At 70.3% G+C, this 14,849-nt stretch carries 16 protein-coding genes; 8 read left to right on the top strand and 8 right to left on the bottom strand.

Going from position 1 to position 14,849, the window contains the following annotated elements:
* Window positions 1–78: 78 nt before the first annotated feature.
* Window positions 79–1,068 carry a proline iminopeptidase-family hydrolase gene (locus OHA11_RS43085; RefSeq protein WP_266506332.1) on the top strand — a complete coding sequence of 330 codons (990 nt, stop codon included), beginning with the start codon at window positions 79–81 and terminating at the stop codon, window positions 1,066–1,068.
* Here OHA11_RS43085 and OHA11_RS43080 read toward each other — a convergent pair.
* The 5 genes from OHA11_RS43080 to OHA11_RS43060 all read right to left on the bottom strand — a co-directional run bounded on the left by OHA11_RS43080 (window position 1,036) and on the right by OHA11_RS43060 (window position 5,538).
* Window positions 1,036–1,650: a DUF1097 domain-containing protein gene (locus tag OHA11_RS43080; protein WP_266506331.1), complete on the bottom strand. Its 615-nt coding sequence runs from the start codon at window positions 1,648–1,650 to the stop codon at window positions 1,036–1,038. The two genes, OHA11_RS43085 and OHA11_RS43080, sit on opposite strands and share 33 nt — an antisense overlap.
* A 2-nt stretch (window positions 1,651–1,652) precedes the next feature.
* A complete protein-coding gene (locus tag OHA11_RS43075; protein WP_266506330.1) occupies window positions 1,653–2,684 on the bottom strand; it encodes an alpha/beta fold hydrolase in 1,032 nt (343 codons plus the stop codon).
* 59 nt (window positions 2,685–2,743) lie between these two features.
* A complete protein-coding gene (gene fmdA, locus OHA11_RS43070; RefSeq protein ID WP_266506329.1) occupies window positions 2,744–3,991 on the bottom strand; it encodes a formamidase in 1,248 nt (415 codons plus the stop codon).
* A 57-nt stretch (window positions 3,992–4,048) separates the two neighbouring features.
* The gene (locus OHA11_RS43065; protein WP_266506327.1) at window positions 4,049–4,330 is read right to left on the bottom strand and encodes an FmdB family zinc ribbon protein; all 282 of its coding nucleotides are present in this window, start codon (window positions 4,328–4,330) and stop codon (window positions 4,049–4,051) included.
* Between the two features lie 110 nt (window positions 4,331–4,440).
* The gene (locus OHA11_RS43060) at window positions 4,441–5,538 is read right to left on the bottom strand and encodes a substrate-binding domain-containing protein (protein ID WP_266506325.1); all 1,098 of its coding nucleotides are present in this window, start codon (window positions 5,536–5,538) and stop codon (window positions 4,441–4,443) included.
* Window positions 5,539–5,703: 165 nt separating this feature from the next.
* On the opposite strand from OHA11_RS43060, the gene OHA11_RS43055 reads away from it, so the two are divergent.
* From OHA11_RS43055 to OHA11_RS43035, 5 genes are all read left to right on the top strand, one after another.
* Complete coding sequence (locus tag OHA11_RS43055; RefSeq protein WP_266506324.1) at window positions 5,704–6,144, top strand: MarR family winged helix-turn-helix transcriptional regulator; 441 nt, start codon at window positions 5,704–5,706, stop codon at window positions 6,142–6,144.
* Window positions 6,145–6,485: 341 nt separating this feature from the next.
* On the top strand, window positions 6,486–7,655 hold the full coding sequence (locus tag OHA11_RS43050) for an MFS transporter (protein ID WP_266507829.1): 1,170 nt from the start codon (window positions 6,486–6,488) through the stop codon (window positions 7,653–7,655).
* Between the two features lie 218 nt (window positions 7,656–7,873).
* Window positions 7,874–8,764, top strand: coding sequence for an NAD(P)-dependent oxidoreductase (locus OHA11_RS43045; protein WP_266506323.1), 891 nt, complete (start codon window positions 7,874–7,876; stop codon window positions 8,762–8,764).
* A gap of 140 nt (window positions 8,765–8,904) precedes the next feature.
* Window positions 8,905–9,078, top strand: coding sequence for a hypothetical protein (locus OHA11_RS43040; RefSeq protein ID WP_266506321.1), 174 nt, complete (start codon window positions 8,905–8,907; stop codon window positions 9,076–9,078).
* 545 nt (window positions 9,079–9,623) lie between these two features.
* Entirely contained in the window at window positions 9,624–10,355 is a 732-nt protein-coding gene (locus tag OHA11_RS43035; protein ID WP_266506319.1) for a maleylpyruvate isomerase family mycothiol-dependent enzyme, read from the top strand.
* A 95-nt stretch (window positions 10,356–10,450) separates the two neighbouring features.
* Here the strand turns inward: OHA11_RS43035 and OHA11_RS43030 are convergent, their stop codons facing one another.
* Window positions 10,451–10,861, bottom strand: a complete 411-nt coding sequence (locus OHA11_RS43030; protein WP_266506317.1) for a MarR family winged helix-turn-helix transcriptional regulator — start codon at window positions 10,859–10,861, stop codon at window positions 10,451–10,453.
* Between the two features lie 86 nt (window positions 10,862–10,947).
* Here OHA11_RS43030 and OHA11_RS43025 point away from each other — a divergent pair, with 86 nt between their 5' ends.
* Together OHA11_RS43025 and OHA11_RS43020 are read left to right on the top strand one after the other, a co-directional pair.
* The gene (locus OHA11_RS43025) at window positions 10,948–12,471 is read left to right on the top strand and encodes an MFS transporter (protein WP_266506316.1); all 1,524 of its coding nucleotides are present in this window, start codon (window positions 10,948–10,950) and stop codon (window positions 12,469–12,471) included.
* A 98-nt stretch (window positions 12,472–12,569) separates the two neighbouring features.
* Window positions 12,570–12,854, top strand: coding sequence for a DUF6332 family protein (locus OHA11_RS43020; protein ID WP_266506314.1), 285 nt, complete (start codon window positions 12,570–12,572; stop codon window positions 12,852–12,854).
* Here the strand turns inward: OHA11_RS43020 and OHA11_RS43015 are convergent.
* Together OHA11_RS43015 and OHA11_RS43010 are read right to left on the bottom strand one after the other, a co-directional pair.
* Entirely contained in the window at window positions 12,815–13,480 is a 666-nt protein-coding gene (locus tag OHA11_RS43015) for a response regulator transcription factor (protein WP_266506313.1), read from the bottom strand. The genes OHA11_RS43020 and OHA11_RS43015 overlap by 40 nt on opposite strands.
* Entirely contained in the window at window positions 13,477–14,802 is a 1,326-nt protein-coding gene (locus OHA11_RS43010) for a sensor histidine kinase (protein WP_266506311.1), read from the bottom strand. The genes OHA11_RS43015 and OHA11_RS43010 overlap by 4 nt, the downstream gene beginning before the upstream one ends.
* Window positions 14,803–14,849: the final 47 nt, after the last annotated feature.

Genomic DNA, 14,849 nt, shown 5'->3' with positions numbered 1-14,849 from the left:
GGAAGGTTAGTTGGACACCTCGGGGACGCTGGCAACCGTCCATCCATGCGGCGGGCCGAACATGAGAGCAGAGAGTCCATGACGATGATCAACCGTCGCAACGTTCTCAAGACATCCGGCGCCTTGGCGGTCGGCGGCCTTGTGTCCACGGCCACTCCGGCCATGGCCCATTCCGGTGGCGCGTCCGGGCTCCGGCCCGGCGAGCGGTACGTCGATGTCCCCGGCGGCCGGGTCTGGGTGAACGTCGTCGGCAGTGGACGGCGTCCGGCGCTGCTCGTGCTCCACGGCGGACCGGGGGCGGGTCACGACTACCTCGAGTCCCTCGGTGACCTGGCCACCGACCGGCCGGTCGTGTTCTACGACCAACTCGGCTGCGGACGCTCGGAGAAGCCGGACAACACCGCACTCTGGCGGATCGACCGGTTCGTCGCCGAGTTGGAGGCGGTCAGGCGCGCGCTCAACTTGCACCACTTTCACCTGTACGGACACTCGTGGGGCGGCTGGCTCGCCATCGAGTACCTGCTGCGCCGGCCCCGCGAGGTGGGCGCCGTCGTACTGGCCAGCACCTCGTCCAGCGCGCCGCAGTTCGTCGCGGGCACCCGGTATCTGCGCACGCTCCTCCCGGCCGATGTGCAGCGCGTCCTGGACGAATACGAGGCGAAGGGCGACTACACCGCGCCCGAATATCTGGACGCGGTGAACGTCTTCTACGCGAACTACTTCTGCCGTCTGGACCCGTACCCCGAAGCCCTGCTGCGCAGCGCCGCGAATGTCGACGGCAACCAGGTGTACGCCACGATGAACGGGCCGAACGAGTTCGTGATGACCGGCAACCTCTCTTCCTGGGACCGCACTTCACAGTTGCCCCGGATCAGGAAGCCCGTTCTGCTGACTCGCGGGCGCTACGACGAGTTCGCCGTGGACTCCACGGACACGCTGGAACAGCATCTCCCTTTCACCGAGAGGGTCGAATTCCCGAACAGCGCACACATGGCGATGTGGGAGGACCGGGAGGACTACATGCGCACCCTCACGTCATTCCTGTCGGACTGGGATCGGATCCGCTGATCCGCGGGCCGGTGGGGCGAACATCAGCCGTAGTCCGAGGGTGGCGCAGAGCGGGCCGAGGGCACACATCGCGGCCGCGCTGACAAAGGCGGCGCCGAGATGACCGGCGTCGTAGCCGAAACCGCCGAAATACGTGGCGAAGAGCGACGCGAAACCGAAGAACATGCCCGGGATGAGCGCGAACGGCTTCAGTCGGCCGGTCGCCAGCAGTGTGCCGTTGACGACGAAGATCACCACGGCCAGGGCGAGGGCCTGGGCGAAGGCGCCGGTGCCGAACATCGTGCCTGTCTCCCGGTTGAGGAGCACGGCCACGGCCCCGAACCCCGCCCCCGTGGTCGTGGCGGTGACCATCGCGGTCGCGTGGGAGCGGCTCGGACCGCCCTGAAGGAATGTGCCGGCCCAGGTGATGAAGATCGCCCAAGTCGGCATCTTGAGCGGGCTCATCAGCAGGAAAACGGTGGCGAAGGCGACGATCGAGGCACTGACCTCGTGCGGCAGCCTGATCCGTCCCGCGCGTCCTGTGGATCCTGCGGCTCCAGTACGCCTTACGGATCCTGTACGTCTTGCGCTTCCGTTGGTCATGGCTACGCCAACCCGCCCGGCTTGGCCAGCAGTTCCTTCAGGCCCGTGTCGATGAACTCGGTGTCCTCGGGGTTGCTGCCGTGTCCGGCGAAGTGGCCCCAGATGCCGGGGATCACGCGGACTTCGGCGCCGGGTATGTGGCTGACGGCCCAGGCCTCGTCCTCCGGCGGGAAGTAGAGGTCCTTCTCGGCGGGCATGTCGAGCGTGGTCGCCTTGATGGAGCTCAGTGCCGCCTCCGTGTCCCCGTCGAAGCCGGGGGTGAGCCCGACGTCGCCGTTCTGCCAGGTCCAGAGCATGGTGAGCAGGTTGTTGGGGTCCCGGCCGTCGAGGAAGAAGCCCTCCCAGAAGCCGACGAGGAAGTCTTCGAGGGAGGTGTAGCCGAGCTTCTCGTACTCCTTCTCCCAGTAGAAGGCCTGCGAGAAGCCCCAGCCCGCGTACACCCGGGCGAGCGCCCGCAGTCCGGTGGTCGGCCACTTCTCGTCGTACCAGCCGCCGTTGTACACCGCGTCGGCGGTCAGCGCGGCCTTGACGCCCTCCAGGAAGACCTTGTTGTGGAAGCTGGTACGCGGGGAGCCGCAGAAGGGGGCGATCCGCTCGACCATCTCCGGGTGGCTGACGGCCCACTGGTAGGTCTGCCCCGCGCCCATCGACCAGCCGGTCACCAGCGCGAGCCGCTCGATGCCGAACTCCTCGGTCACCAGGCGGTGCTGAGCTTCGATCTGGTCGTACACCGTGATGTCCGGGAAGCGGGCGCGGTCGTACGGCGGCGGGGTGTTGCTCGACGAGGTGGACAGACCGTTGCCGAGCATGTTCGGGACGATGATGAAGTACCGCTCCGGGTCGAGGGCCATGCCGGAGCCGATGAGCCACTCGTTGTCCCAGTGCCGACCGGAGTACCAGGTGGGGTACACGATCGCGTTGGACTTGTCCGCGTTGAGTTCGCCGTACGTCGTGTAGGCGAGGTGTGCGCCGCGCAGCGTGGCGCCGCCCTGGGTGGTGAAGTCGCCCAGTTGGAAGGTGAGATGGTCGCTCATGGTCTTGCCTTTCAGAACTTTCAGGTGATTTATAAACCTTCAGGGTTATTTCGGAACCCTCAGGACGTGACGGCGCACTGACCGCGATCGGCTTTCCTCGGTCCTTCGGCCGTCGGCCGGATGTCGAAGTCGAAGATCGCCGTGGGGAGGTAGAGGGTGCTGCACGCGTTCGGGATGTCGACGACGCCGCTGATCCGGCCTTCGATCGGGGCGGAACCGAGCAGGAGGTAGGCCTGCTCGCCGCTGTAGCCGAAGGTCGTGAGGTAGTCGACGGCGTTGAGGCAGGCGTTGCGGTAGGCCATCGTCGCGTCGAGGTAGTGGTTGGTGTCGGTTTCGTGGTCGACGGAGATGCCGACGAACGAGATGAACTCCGTGTACTGCGGTGCGACGTTGCCGGGCATGAAGATCGGGTTGGTCGTGACGCCGTACTTCTCCATGCCGCCCTTGATCAGGTCGACGTGCAGGTCGATGAAGCCGCCCATTTCGATGGCGCCGCAGAAGGTGATCTCGCCGTCGCCCTGGCTGAAGTGCAGGTCGCCGCCGGAGAGCAGGGCGCCCGGGACGAGGACGGGGTAGAAGACCCGTGAGCCGCGGGTGAAGTTCTTGATGTCGTGGTTGCCGCCGTTCTCCCGGGCCGGGACCGTGCGGGCGCCCTCGGCGGCGATGCGGGCGGCTGCCTCGCCGGTCGCCGTCCCGGCCAGCGCGTTGTCGGCGAGCGGGGGCAGGGCGAGCGCGGGCACCCGGTGCGGGTCGGTGTCGATGAGGGCCTGCTCGCGAGCGTTCCAGCGAGCCAGCAGCTCGGCGGAGGGTGCGGTACCGAAGAGACCGGGGTGGGTGATGCCGGTGTAGCGGACGCCGGGGATGTGACGCGAGGTGGCCTGCTGGCCGTGGAAGTCCCAGACCGCCTTGTACGAGTCGGGAAAACGGTCGGTGAGGAAGCCGCCACCGTTGTTCTTGGCGAAGACGCCGGTATAGCCCCAGCCCTGCCCGGAGCCCTCGCCCACCGACTGCGGCACGGGTCCCAGGTCGAGGATGTCGACGACGAGGAGGTCGCCGGGTTCTGCTCCCTCGACCGCTATGGGGCCGCTGAGCATGTGGGCGTGGGTGAGGTCGACATCGCGGACGTCGTTGGCCGAGTCGTTGTTGCCGATCTGGTTGTCGGTCCAGTCCCGGCACTCGATACGGAGGTCGGTGCCCGGCTTCACCGTGACGGCGGGCGGGATGTCGGGGTGCCAGCGGTTGTGGCCGGGGACCTTCTGATCGCGCATGGACATGGCCTGGTCGACGCTGAAGACGACATCGGGCATGGGGCGGCCTTTCGTGTCAGGGGTGTGGCAATGGGGCTCGGGGCCGAACAACTGGGCTCAGGGTTTGGGTAGTTGGGCGTGCCGGGGATCGGCGGCCGGGGTCGGCCGGCGGCGGATGGGAGGCACCCCGGTGACGACGCGCGGTTCGTGGGCGCTGGCCTCCTGGGCGTGCAGGGCGCGGGCCAGCGGAGCCGGGGTGCGGCTGAGCAGCGGGGCGGTGAAGACCCGGCGGGCCTGGTCGCCGCATGCGGCGCAGGGCTCTTCGGGGAGGGCGCGGCCGATCGGACGGATCACGTCGAAGGCTCCGCAGTTCGTGCAGCGGTACTGGTAGGTGGCCATGGACAATCAACCTCCAAAAGCTTCGAGAAAAAAGTATTTCCAACCGAAGCAATTGACCAGAGGTAGGCGTGTTACATGCAGGTAAAAGGGGTCTCTCGACCAGAAGCCGGCTACGGCAGCTGCTGGAGCACGTCCCACTGCAGTCCGTCGGCCGCGGCGAGGAACACACGCTGATGGAGATGACGGTCCCGTATCTGGACCGTGCCGCGCGGGGTCTCGTACTCCAGCCCCTCGGCGGCCGCCTGGATCCGGGGCACGTCCACGTCTCCGGCCCTGCGCAGCAGCTCGGTGAGCATACGGACGCCCTCGTAGCAGGACTCGCCGAGGCTGTTGAGCACCGGCGCCCGGGGCCCGAACCGGCGTCCGTAGACGGCGGCGAAGTCGAGGCCGGACGCGGTCGGCAGGTCCTCGAAGTAGCCGGCCGAGGTCATCAGGCCCCGGGTGTTCTCCGGCCCGGTCGCCAGCAGAACGTTCTCCTCGATCAGCGAGCTGAACCGGATGTGGTCGCGGTCGAGCCCGGCCGCGGTGAACGCGCGGTTGAAGAGCACGGCGTCGTCACCGATCAGCAGCATGAGGACGGCCTCGCACCCACTGGCCGCGACCCGGGCCAGGACCGGGCCGAAGTCCTCGGTGCCGAGGGGCACGTACATCTCGTCGCAGACCTCGCCGCCGAGTTCGCGCAGGTAGCGATGGGCGGCACGGGCGGAGGAGCGGGGCCAGACGTAGTCGTCGCCGACGATCGTCCAGCGCCGGATGCCCAGTTCGCCGGCGAACCACCGCAGCGCGGGCCGCAGTTGGCGGTTCGGGGTCTCGCCGGTGAGGAACACGCCCGGGGACCGCTCACCGCCTTCGTAGAGGGCGGTGTAGACGTACGGCACGCGGCCGTCGATTCGCGGGGCGACGACCTCGCGGACGGCGGAGATGTGCCAGCCGGCCACCGCGTCGATGACACCACCGGAGATCAACGCGTCGATCTCCGTCGCCACCTGCTCGGGCGGCGCTCCGCCGTCGACGAGCACCAGCCGCAGCTCCCTGCCCAGCACACCCGACTCGGCGTTGACCTCCTCGGCCGCGAGCTGGGCGCAGCACTCGCAGGACGGGCCGAAGATCCCGGCGGGGCCCTGGAGCGGGACCACAAGGGCGACATCCAACGCGTCACGGGTCCGGCCTGCCGGAGAGCCGAGCCGGACAGACGCCTTCTCGATCATAGGCGCTCACACTAGCGATTGGTTGCTACGAAAATATTTCACGGCGATAAGGAAATGACTGTATCGTGGAACCCACTTCTCCGCGATCCTCGTCCGCCGTGCAAGCCCGCACGACCGCGACCGCGGCGGTACACCCCCACGATCACGACGACACCGGGCAGGGCGATGACCACGACGACCGCGGCGGCCGTATCCGATCTCGACCTGGCACGAGCCCTCACGCTCGCCGAGCGGAGCGTCGTCCAAAGGCTCGGCGGGGCCCTCAAAGAGGAGGGGGCGACGCTTGAGGAGTGGCGGGTGCTGTCGTTCCTCGGCGACGGCGTGGGCCGCCCCATGACCGAGATCGCCGAGTTCGCCCTGCTGACGGCGCCGACCCTGACCAAGGTCGTCGACCGCATGGTGTCCCTCAACCTCGTCCTGCGCCGGGTGGACGACGCGGACCGACGGCGGGTACTGGCTTTCGTGTCCGAGCGGGGCAGCGAAGCGCTGACCCGCTGGACGGCAGCGGTCGAACGCGAACAGGAACACATCGTGACCGCCCTCGGCGCCGAAGAGACGGCCCTGTTGCGGACACTCCTCCAGCGAGCCGCAAGGCGACTGGGCTGACTGGACTGACTGGACTGACTGATCGGGGCTGGCCGACCGGGCTGACGTGCCCCAGCCCTGGCAGTCCCCGGGACCGCACTGACGCCGTCGGCGAATCCCGCCAGATCCCCGGCAAGTGGGTTGTGAGTCCCAGCGACACGCCGTGAACCCGGCGTGTCGCTGGGACTCTCGCGACAATTGCCTCGCCCTACGGGGGCGCCAACCCCGCGCTCGCCGGGTACGTCCCGGCCTACGGCCGGACCCGCGTCGGTGAGCGCCACGAAGGCTCCCTTGCCCAGCCACCGGCACCCACCTAACCTGACTTTGTGCCGCTCATAAACAAAACCCGATCGCACAACGCCGTGCCGGGCAGCAGCAGCGACCTCACCCGGCTCCGTATCGCCCTCACCGTCTTCTTCGCCCTCGACGGCTTCGTCTTCGCCGGGTGGGTCGTCCGTATCCCCGCCATCAAGGAGCAGACCGGCGCCTCCGCCAGCACCCTGGGCCTCGCGCTCCTCGGCGTGTCCGCCGGTGCCGTCGTCACGATGATGCTCACCGGACGGCTCTGCCACCGCTACGGCAACCACCGCATCACCGTCGTCTGCGCCGTACTCCTGTCCCTGAGCGTCGCACTCCCCCCGTTCACCCACTCGCCACTCACCCTCGGCGCCGTCCTGTTGATCTTCGGCGCGGCCTACGGCGGAATCAACGTCGCGTTCAACAGCGCGGCGGTCGACCTGGTCAGGGCCTTGCAACGGCCCATCATGCCCAGCTTCCACGCCGCGTTCAGCCTCGGCGGCATGATCGGCGCCGGACTCGGCGGACTCGTCGCCGGCGTGCTGTCGCCGACGCGGCACCTGCTCGGCCTCACGGTGATCGGCCTGCTCGTCACCGCCGTGGCCGGCCGTACCCTGCTGCGCCTCCAGCCCCCGGCACCGCCCGAGAACGCACCAGAGGAGAAGACCGCGCCACGCCGCCTGGACGCCCGTACCCGCGGTCTCGTCATCACCTTCGGTCTCATCGCCCTCTGCACCGCCTACGGCGAAGGGACCCTGGCCGACTGGGGCGCCTTGCACCTGGAGCAGGACCTGGACGCCGACCCGGGCCTCGCGGCGGCGGGCTACTCGTGTTTCGCGCTCGCCATGACGATCGGCCGACTCGGCGGAACCACGCTCCTGGAACGGCTCGGGCGGACCCGGACGGTCGTCGCGGGCGGCGCCATGGCCGCCGTCGGCATGCTTCTCGGCTCGCTCGCCCCCTCCATGTGGGCGGCCCTGCTCGGCTTCGCCGTCACCGGGCTCGGCCTCGCCAACATCTTCCCGATCGCCGTCGAACGGGCCGGTGCCCTCGCCGGCCCCAGCGGCGTCGCCATCGCCTCCACCTTCGGCTACGGCGGCATGCTCCTCGGTCCCCCCGCCATCGGCTTCATGGCCGACTGGTACTCCCTGCCCGCCGCCCTCACCAGCGTGGCGACGCTGGCCGCGGTGGCCGCCGTCATCGGATACGGGACACGGCGGGCAACGGCCGACTGACGACCACGCCACCGCACGCCAAGCAGGACGACAAACAGGACGACAAACAGAGCGGCAAGCAGGACGGCAAGCCGGGAGAGCGGCTCGGCGGCCCCGCCGGAGCCGCCATCGCCGCCATCGGGTGAAACCCGCGAGGCGAGGAGCCCCGGTTGTGCCCTTCCCGACACATCACGGCACAGTGGTAACCAACGCACCGCACGGATCAGGAAGTTGATGTCATGACCGACAAGCTCACCGTCAGTGTCCTGGGCACCGGGATCATGGGCGCCGCGATGGCCCGTAACCTCGCCCGCGCCGGACACACCGTCCGGGCCTGGAACCGCAGCCGCGACAAGGCCGAACCCCTCACCGCCGACGGCGCGCACGTCGCCGACACCCCGGCGGAGGCGGTCGAGGGCGCCGATGTCGTCCTCACCATCCTGTACGACGGCCCCGCCGCGCTGGACGTGATGCGGCAGGCCGCGCCCGCCCTGCGCGCCGGCGCCGCGTGGGTGCAGTCGACGACCGCCGGGATCGAGGCCGTCGGCGAGCTGGCCGACTTCGCCCGTGAGAAGGGCCTCGTCTTCTACGACGCGCCCGTTCTCGGCACCCGACAGCCCGCCGAGGCCGGTCAGCTGCTCGTCCTGGCCGCCGGCCCGAGCGCCGGACGGGAAACCGTGACGCCGGTCTTCGACGCCGTCGGAGCCCGTACGGTGTGGACCGGCGAGGACGGCGCGGCGGGCACCGCGACCCGCCTCAAGCTCGTGGCCAACAGCTGGGTCCTCGCCGCCACCAACGCGACCGGCGAGGTCCTGGCCCTGGCCAAGGCCCTGGGCGTGGACCCGCAGAGCTTCTTCGACACCATCGCGGGCGGCCCGCTGGACATGGGCTATCTGCGCGCCAAGGCCGGGATCATCCTCAACGACCAGCTGTCACCGGCCTCCTTCGCCGTGTCCACCGCCGCCAAGGACGCCCGGCTGATCGTCGAGGCGGGCGAGCGGTACGGCGTCCGGCTCGACGTCGCCGCCGCGAGCGCCGAACGCTTCGCCCGCGCCGCCGCCCAGGGCCACGCCGACGAGGACATGGCCGCCGCCTACTTCGCGAGCTTCGACGAGAAGACCGAGGGCTGACGACGCGGGCCGCTGCGCGCGCGTACGAGCGGGCCAGGAAGCGGCCGTCCCCGGGCGCCGCGGGCCCAGCGGTGGCGAATCGCCGTGCGAATCGCCGTGCGGATCACGTCGAGTCGCGCACGACGACCCGCCCCGGCGTCATGGATGGCGATGTCCGAGGCGTCGCGGCCGCGCACGGCCCGCGCCTCACGGCGGCCGCGGGCCTCGGCGTCGAGGTGGACCGTGGTGAGCGCGGGCGTGACCAGGGCGCCTTACTCGGTGTCGTCGTACCCGATGACCGCCACGTCATCGGTACGACGACGCCGGGGTCCTGAAGGGCGGTCAGGGTGCGCAGCGCCACGTCGTCGTCGAAGGCGGCGACCGTCGTCACGGTGTCGTGCGCGGCGAGGAACACGCGAACGGCCTCGGTGCCGGCCGCCCTCGGCCGCGGTACGACGAGGGGGGCCGGCGCCGGATGTCCCAGCCGCCGCGCGGTCTCGCGGGCGAAGCGCAGGCGCGCCTCGTCAGCGGGAACTCGTGGTCCGGCAGCGCCATGGCGATGCAGGTGTGACCCCGGTCGGCGAGGTGGCGGATCCACAGGGCGGCGCGCGCGGCGAACCCGTTCTCCCAGTCGCCCTCGTCAGGCTCGCGACCGCCCATGTCGGCCTCGCCGAGCCGCAGTACGGCGCGGGGGGGCGATGGCGTCCAGCACCTGCCGCACCGCACCCATCGCCACGCCCTTGATCAGTTGCGCCCCTGCTCACGGACACGTCACCACGTCACCACGTCACCACGTGACGACGTGACGACATCACCAACACCGCGCCAGCAATACTTGAAGCCGCACTTCTACACGTTCGGCATCCGGCACACTCCCCACATGGAGATTGCCGAGTTCATTCGAACCCTGGACCGGGAAGGCAAGCTGCTGGTCGAGGCCGCGGCGGAGGCCGGGACCGACGCCAAGGTGCCGACCTGCCCGGACTGGCAGGTGCGGGACCTGGTGCGGCACACCGGCATGGTCCACCGCTGGGCCACGGCGTTCATCGCCGAGGGGCACACCTCGTACCATCCCGACGGCGGCCTGCCCGAGCTGGACGGCCCGGAGTTGCTGACCTGGTTCCGGGACGGGCATCTCAGGCTCGTCGACGCGCTCGCAGCCGCCCCTCCCGACGTGGAGTGCTGGAGTTTCCTGCCCGCCCCTTCGCCGCTCGCCTTCTGGGCGCGGCGCCAGGCCCACGAGACGACCGTGCACCGGGTCGACGCGGAGTCCGCGCGCGGCGGTGCCCCGAGCGCGATCCCCGTCGACTTCGCGGTCGACGGCATCGACGAACTGCTGCTCGGTTTCCACGCCCGCGGCAGGAGCGGGGTACGGACGGACGAGCCGCGCGTCCTGAGGGTGCGGGCGTCGGACTCGGACACCGTGTGGAGCGTACGGCTGTCGCCCGCGCCCCCGGCCGGTGAGCGCGCCGAAGTGGCCGACGCTGACTGCGAGTTCGCGGGGCCGGCCGCTCAGCTCTACCTGGCGCTGTGGAACCGCCGCCCGTTCCCGAGCGTGACGGGAGACTCGTCGATCGCGACACTGTGGCGGGAGAAGTCCGGGGTCACCTGAAGCTGAGCGACAGCCGACAACAGCGGACGGGCGGCACGCCGGACCGGCCACTCACCGGCCCGGACCATCCCCGGCCCCGGCCCCGGGGACGCCGTTCACCCGGCGGAGCCACCCGCCAACATCCGCCCCAGCACCGCGCGCTGGACCGGCAGCACCTCGCCGTGCAGCCCGCGCCCCTTCGGCGTGAGGGCGACCCGTACACCGCGCCGGTCCTCCGGGCACATGCACCGCTCCACGAGGCCGTCCTTCTCCAGGCGGCCGATCAGGCGGGACAGCGCGCTCTGGCTCAGATGCACCCGCTCGGCGATCTCCTGGACGCGATACGAGAGGCCGCCGTCGCCGTCCGGCGTGGTCGCGGCCAGCACGTCGAGGACCTCGAAGTCGCTTGCGCCCAGGCCGTGTTGGTGAAGGGCACGGTCGAGTTCGCACAACGTGCGCGCATGCACCGCGAGGATGTCGCGCCACTGGTCCACGAGGCCCTGCTCGGCCTTCTCGACAGCCGCCATGGCCCGCACTTTAGCAAAAAACCGACTTTGTTGCATCTACATTAAATGCGGTTGCATTGAATGCATGTGCATGTACCGTGTGGCGCATGACCTCTCCGCTCACCACCTCCGCGTCCCAGGGAAGCTGGACGCCTCGCCTGTGGGGCACCCTCGTGGTGCTCTGCGCCGCGATGTTCCTGGACGCGCTGGACGTGTCGATGGTCGGCGTCGCGCTGCCGTCCATCGGTTCCGAACTAGACCTCTCCACCTCGACCCTGCAGTGGATCGTCAGCGGCTACATCCTCGGCTACGGCGGCCTGTTGCTCCTCGGCGGACGCACCGCCGACCTCCTCGGCCGCCGCCAGGTCTTCCTGGTGGCGCTCGGCGTCTTCGCGCTCGCCTCGCTGCTCGGCGGACTCGTCGACTCGGGCCCGCTGCTCATCGCGAGCCGGTTCATCAAGGGCCTGAGCGCCGCGTTCACCGCTCCCGCGGGCCTGTCGATCATCACCACGACGTTCCCGGAGGGCCCGCTGCGCAACCGCGCGCTCTCCATCTACGTCACCTGTGCCGCGACCGGTTTCTCGATGGGCCTCGTCCTGTCCGGGCTGCTCACCGAGGCGAGCTGGCGGCTGACGATGCTGCTGCCCGCGCCCATCGCGGTCATCGCCCTGGTCGCCGGTCTGAAGCTCATCCCGCGCAGCGAGCGCGACCGCACCCACCACGGCTACGACATACCGGGCGCCATCATCGGCACCGTCTCGATGCTGCTGCTCGTCTTCACCGTCGTCCAGGCACCCGAGGTGGGCTGGGCCACGGCCCGTACGCTGCTGTCGTTCCTCGCGGTGGCCGTCCTGCTGGCGGTGTTCGTACGCGTCGAACTGCGCAGCCCGAGCCCGCTGATCCGGCTCGGCGTACTGCGCTCCGGCAACCAGATCCGGGCACAGTTGGGGGCGATGGCGTTCTTCGGCTCGTACGTCAGCTTCCAGTTCCTGGTCACGCTCTATATGCAGTCGCTGCTCGGCTGGTCGGCGCTGCACACCGCGCTCGCCTTCCTGCCCGCGGGCGTACTGGTGGCGCTGTCCTCGACGAAAATGGGCGCGCTCGTCGACCGGTTCGGGACGCCGCGGCTGCTCGTGGCCGGCTTCGCCCTGATGGTCGTCGGCTACGCGCTGTTCCTGCGGGTCGACCTGGACCCCGTGTACGCGGCGGTGATCCTGCCGTCGATGCTGCTCATCGGCGCGGCCTGCGCGCTGGTCTTCCCCTCACTCAACATCCAGGCCACCAACGGCGTGGACGACCACGAGCAGGGCATGGTCTCGGGTCTGCTCAACACCTCGGTGCAGGTGGGCGGCGCGATCTTCCTCGCGATCGTGACGGCCGTCGTGACCGCGAACTCCTCCGACAGTTCCTCGCCCCAGGCGGTCCTCGACAGCTACCGCCCCGGTCTGGCCGTCGTCACCGCGATCGGCGTGTTGGGCCTGCTCATCACGGCCACCGGGCTGCGCGGGCAGCGTACGCCGCAGACGACGATCCTGGTCGCCAAGTCCGAGGACGGGCGGGAGAACGAGCGGGAGCAGGAGGACAAGCGAGTGGACGAGCGGATGGACGAGCGGATGGCGACCCACGACTGACCCGGCGGCTGTCACCACGACCGACCCCCTCCCTCACGACGACGTACGCCCGGCGGGCTCCCTTGCCTCGCCGGGCGTACCCCTGTGACACTCCGCGTATGGAACAGAACAGGGGGCGGCGGACTCAGTCCGCACGGGACGCGATGACCGTCGAGATCGGATACGCGTTGTTCAGTGCCGCGTTCGCCGCGGCGGTGGTGTTCGGGGCGCTGGCCGGTCCCGCACTGCTCTTCGAACTGCCGGTCACCGTCGAGAAGGTCCAGCTCGCCACCGGTACCTCGGTCGCGGCCGTGCTCTTCGTCTTCCGGGTGGTGAGTGTGCTGATCCGTTTCCGGCAGGCGCCTCAGCCCAGCCAGCCCGGCCGCACGAGCCCCGACTCGTAGGCGAGCACGACCAGTTGGGCCCGGTCGCGGGCGCCCAGCTTCACCATGGTCCGGCTGACGTGGGTCTTGGCGGTGAGCGGGCTGACGACGAGTCGGCGCGCGATCTCGTCGTTCGACAGTCCGATGCCGACCAGCGCCATCACCTCCCGCTCCCGCTCGGTGAGTTCGGCGAGCGCTCCGGCGGCCGCGGGCTCCTTCGAGCGGGCCGCGAACTCGGCGATCAGCCGACGGGTCACGCCCGGTGAGAGCAGTGCATCGCCCTCGACCACCGCCCGCACCGCGCGCAGGAGTTCCTCCGGTTCGGTGTCCTTGACGAGGAAGCCGGACGCTCCGGAGCGGATGGCCTCGAAGACGTACTCGTCCAGCTCGAAGGTGGTGAGCATGACCACCTTGACGTCCTCGAGGTCCGGGGCGTCGGTGATACGACGGGTCGCGGCGAGGCCGTCGAGCAGGGGCATGCGGATGTCCATCAGGACGACGTCGGGCCGCAGTTCGCGCACCGCGCGCAGCGCCTGCTCGCCGTCGGAGGCCTCTCCGGCCACCTCGATGTCCGGCTGGGCGTCAAGGAGTGCCTTGAAGCCTGCGCGGACGAGTGCCTGGTCGTCGGCGAGCAGTACGCGGATCACCGGTCCTCCTTGAGCTTGAGGGATTCCTCGGGCCCGCCGGACGCCCCGGCCTGCGCGCCTGACGGCCCACGCGTGTTCCTGAGCGGCAGGAGGGCCAGGACCCGGAAGCCGCCGTCCTCGCGCGGGCCCGCCTCGATCGTGCCACCCAGGGCCGCGGCCCGCTCCCGCATTCCGGCCAGCCCGTTGCCGCTGCCGCCCGCGTCCTCGCCGGTCGCGGGTCCGTCGTCGTCGATACGGAGCGTCAACGCGTCGCGCGCGTAATCGACCCGCACGCGTGCGTGCCGCGATCCGGAGTGCCGTACGACATTGGTCAGCGCCTCCTGGATGACGCGGAAGGCGGCGAGGTCGGCGCCGGGCGGCAGGGCCCTGCGCTCGCCCCGGGTCTCGATGGCGACCGTCAGTCCGGCGCCCGCCGCCTGCTCGACGAGCTCGGGGAGCCGGTCGAGGCCAGGGGCCGGCGCGCGCGGCGCGTCTCCGGGCGTACGGAGCGTGTCGAGCACCTGGCGCACCTCCCCCAGTGCCTCCTTGCTCGCGGCCTTGATGGTGGTGAGCGCGGTACGTGCCTGTTCCGGGTCGGAGTCGAGCAGCGCGAGGCCGACACCCGCCTGGACGTTGATGACGGAGATGCTGTGCGCCAGGACGTCGTGCAGTTCCCGGGCGATCCGCAGCCGCTCCTCGTCGGCGCGCCGCTTGGCCGCCTGCCGGCGTTCCGCCCGGTCGCGGTCCCACTGTTCACGGCGTACGCGGGCGAGTTCGGAGACCGCGAGGATGGCGATCATCCAGGCGGCGATGGCGACCTCCTCGCCCCACGAGGAGACCGGGTCCCCCTTCGGCGGCAGCCAGCGGTAGAGCCAGTGCCCCACCAGGAGATGGACCACCCACAGTGTGCCGAGCGCGGTCCAGGCCGCCCAGCGGTACCCGGCGACGATCGCGCTGAAGCAGGAGAGCGCGACCGTCAGAAAAATCGGCCCGTACGGATATCCGGCGCTGAAGTAGACGAGGGCCGTGGCCGCGGTGCCGAACACCACCGCCACGGGATACCGCTGCCGCCACAGGAGCAGAGCGGCGCCCCCGAAGAGGAGCAGGAGCGCGAGGACGCCGAGCTGTTCCCGATCGGGCTGTTCCTGCGCGGCGAAGTTGCTGCCGGCGAGGACGAACACGGTGAGGAGCAGCGTCGAACGCCACGGCCAACGCGGACGGCCGCCGCCCTCTTCCTCCTCGTCGCGGCGGTTCCACCACGGGGGCCCGGGCCACCGGCCCCGCGGCGGGCCGCCCCCGGCCCAGGGGGGTCCACCCCACCGGCGTGTGCACTGCTCTTCCATGCCTGCCACGCTAGACGCCGCGGACCGCCGGAGACGTCAGCCGAGCG

The sequence above is a fragment of the Streptomyces sp. NBC_00878 genome, from assembly GCF_026341515.1.
In the GTDB taxonomy this organism is placed as follows: Bacteria; Actinomycetota; Actinomycetes; order Streptomycetales; family Streptomycetaceae; genus Streptomyces.
The sequence above is the reverse complement of the archived record's forward strand: the minus strand, read 5'-3'. Positions and strand labels throughout refer to the sequence as shown.

Excerpts from the sequence above, each read along its gene's own strand:
- OHA11_RS43030 (WP_266506317.1), bottom strand. The coding sequence starts at position 10,861 with ATGGCGGCTGTCGAGAAGGCCGAGCAGGGCCTCGTGGACCAGTGGCGC.
- OHA11_RS43075 (WP_266506330.1), bottom strand. The coding sequence starts at position 2,684 with ATGAGCGACCATCTCACCTTCCAACTGGGCGACTTCACCACCCAGGGC.
- OHA11_RS43010 (WP_266506311.1), bottom strand. The coding sequence starts at position 14,802 with ATGGAAGAGCAGTGCACACGCCGGTGGGGTGGACCCCCCTGGGCCGGG.
- OHA11_RS43035 (WP_266506319.1), top strand. The coding sequence starts at position 9,624 with ATGGAGATTGCCGAGTTCATTCGAACCCTGGACCGGGAAGGCAAGCTG.
- OHA11_RS43045 (WP_266506323.1), top strand. The coding sequence starts at position 7,874 with ATGACCGACAAGCTCACCGTCAGTGTCCTGGGCACCGGGATCATGGGC.
- OHA11_RS43055 (WP_266506324.1), top strand. The coding sequence starts at position 5,704 with ATGACCACGACGACCGCGGCGGCCGTATCCGATCTCGACCTGGCACGA.
- OHA11_RS43040 (WP_266506321.1), top strand. The coding sequence starts at position 8,905 with ATGGATGGCGATGTCCGAGGCGTCGCGGCCGCGCACGGCCCGCGCCTC.
- OHA11_RS43025 (WP_266506316.1), top strand. The coding sequence starts at position 10,948 with ATGACCTCTCCGCTCACCACCTCCGCGTCCCAGGGAAGCTGGACGCCT.
- OHA11_RS43085 (WP_266506332.1), top strand. The coding sequence starts at position 79 with ATGACGATGATCAACCGTCGCAACGTTCTCAAGACATCCGGCGCCTTG.
- OHA11_RS43020 (WP_266506314.1), top strand. The coding sequence starts at position 12,570 with ATGGAACAGAACAGGGGGCGGCGGACTCAGTCCGCACGGGACGCGATG.
- fmdA (WP_266506329.1), bottom strand. The coding sequence starts at position 3,991 with ATGCCCGATGTCGTCTTCAGCGTCGACCAGGCCATGTCCATGCGCGAT.
- OHA11_RS43080 (WP_266506331.1), bottom strand. The coding sequence starts at position 1,650 with ATGACCAACGGAAGCGCAAGACGTACAGGATCCGTAAGGCGTACTGGA.
- OHA11_RS43065 (WP_266506327.1), bottom strand. The coding sequence starts at position 4,330 with ATGGCCACCTACCAGTACCGCTGCACGAACTGCGGAGCCTTCGACGTG.
- OHA11_RS43060 (WP_266506325.1), bottom strand. The coding sequence starts at position 5,538 with ATGATCGAGAAGGCGTCTGTCCGGCTCGGCTCTCCGGCAGGCCGGACC.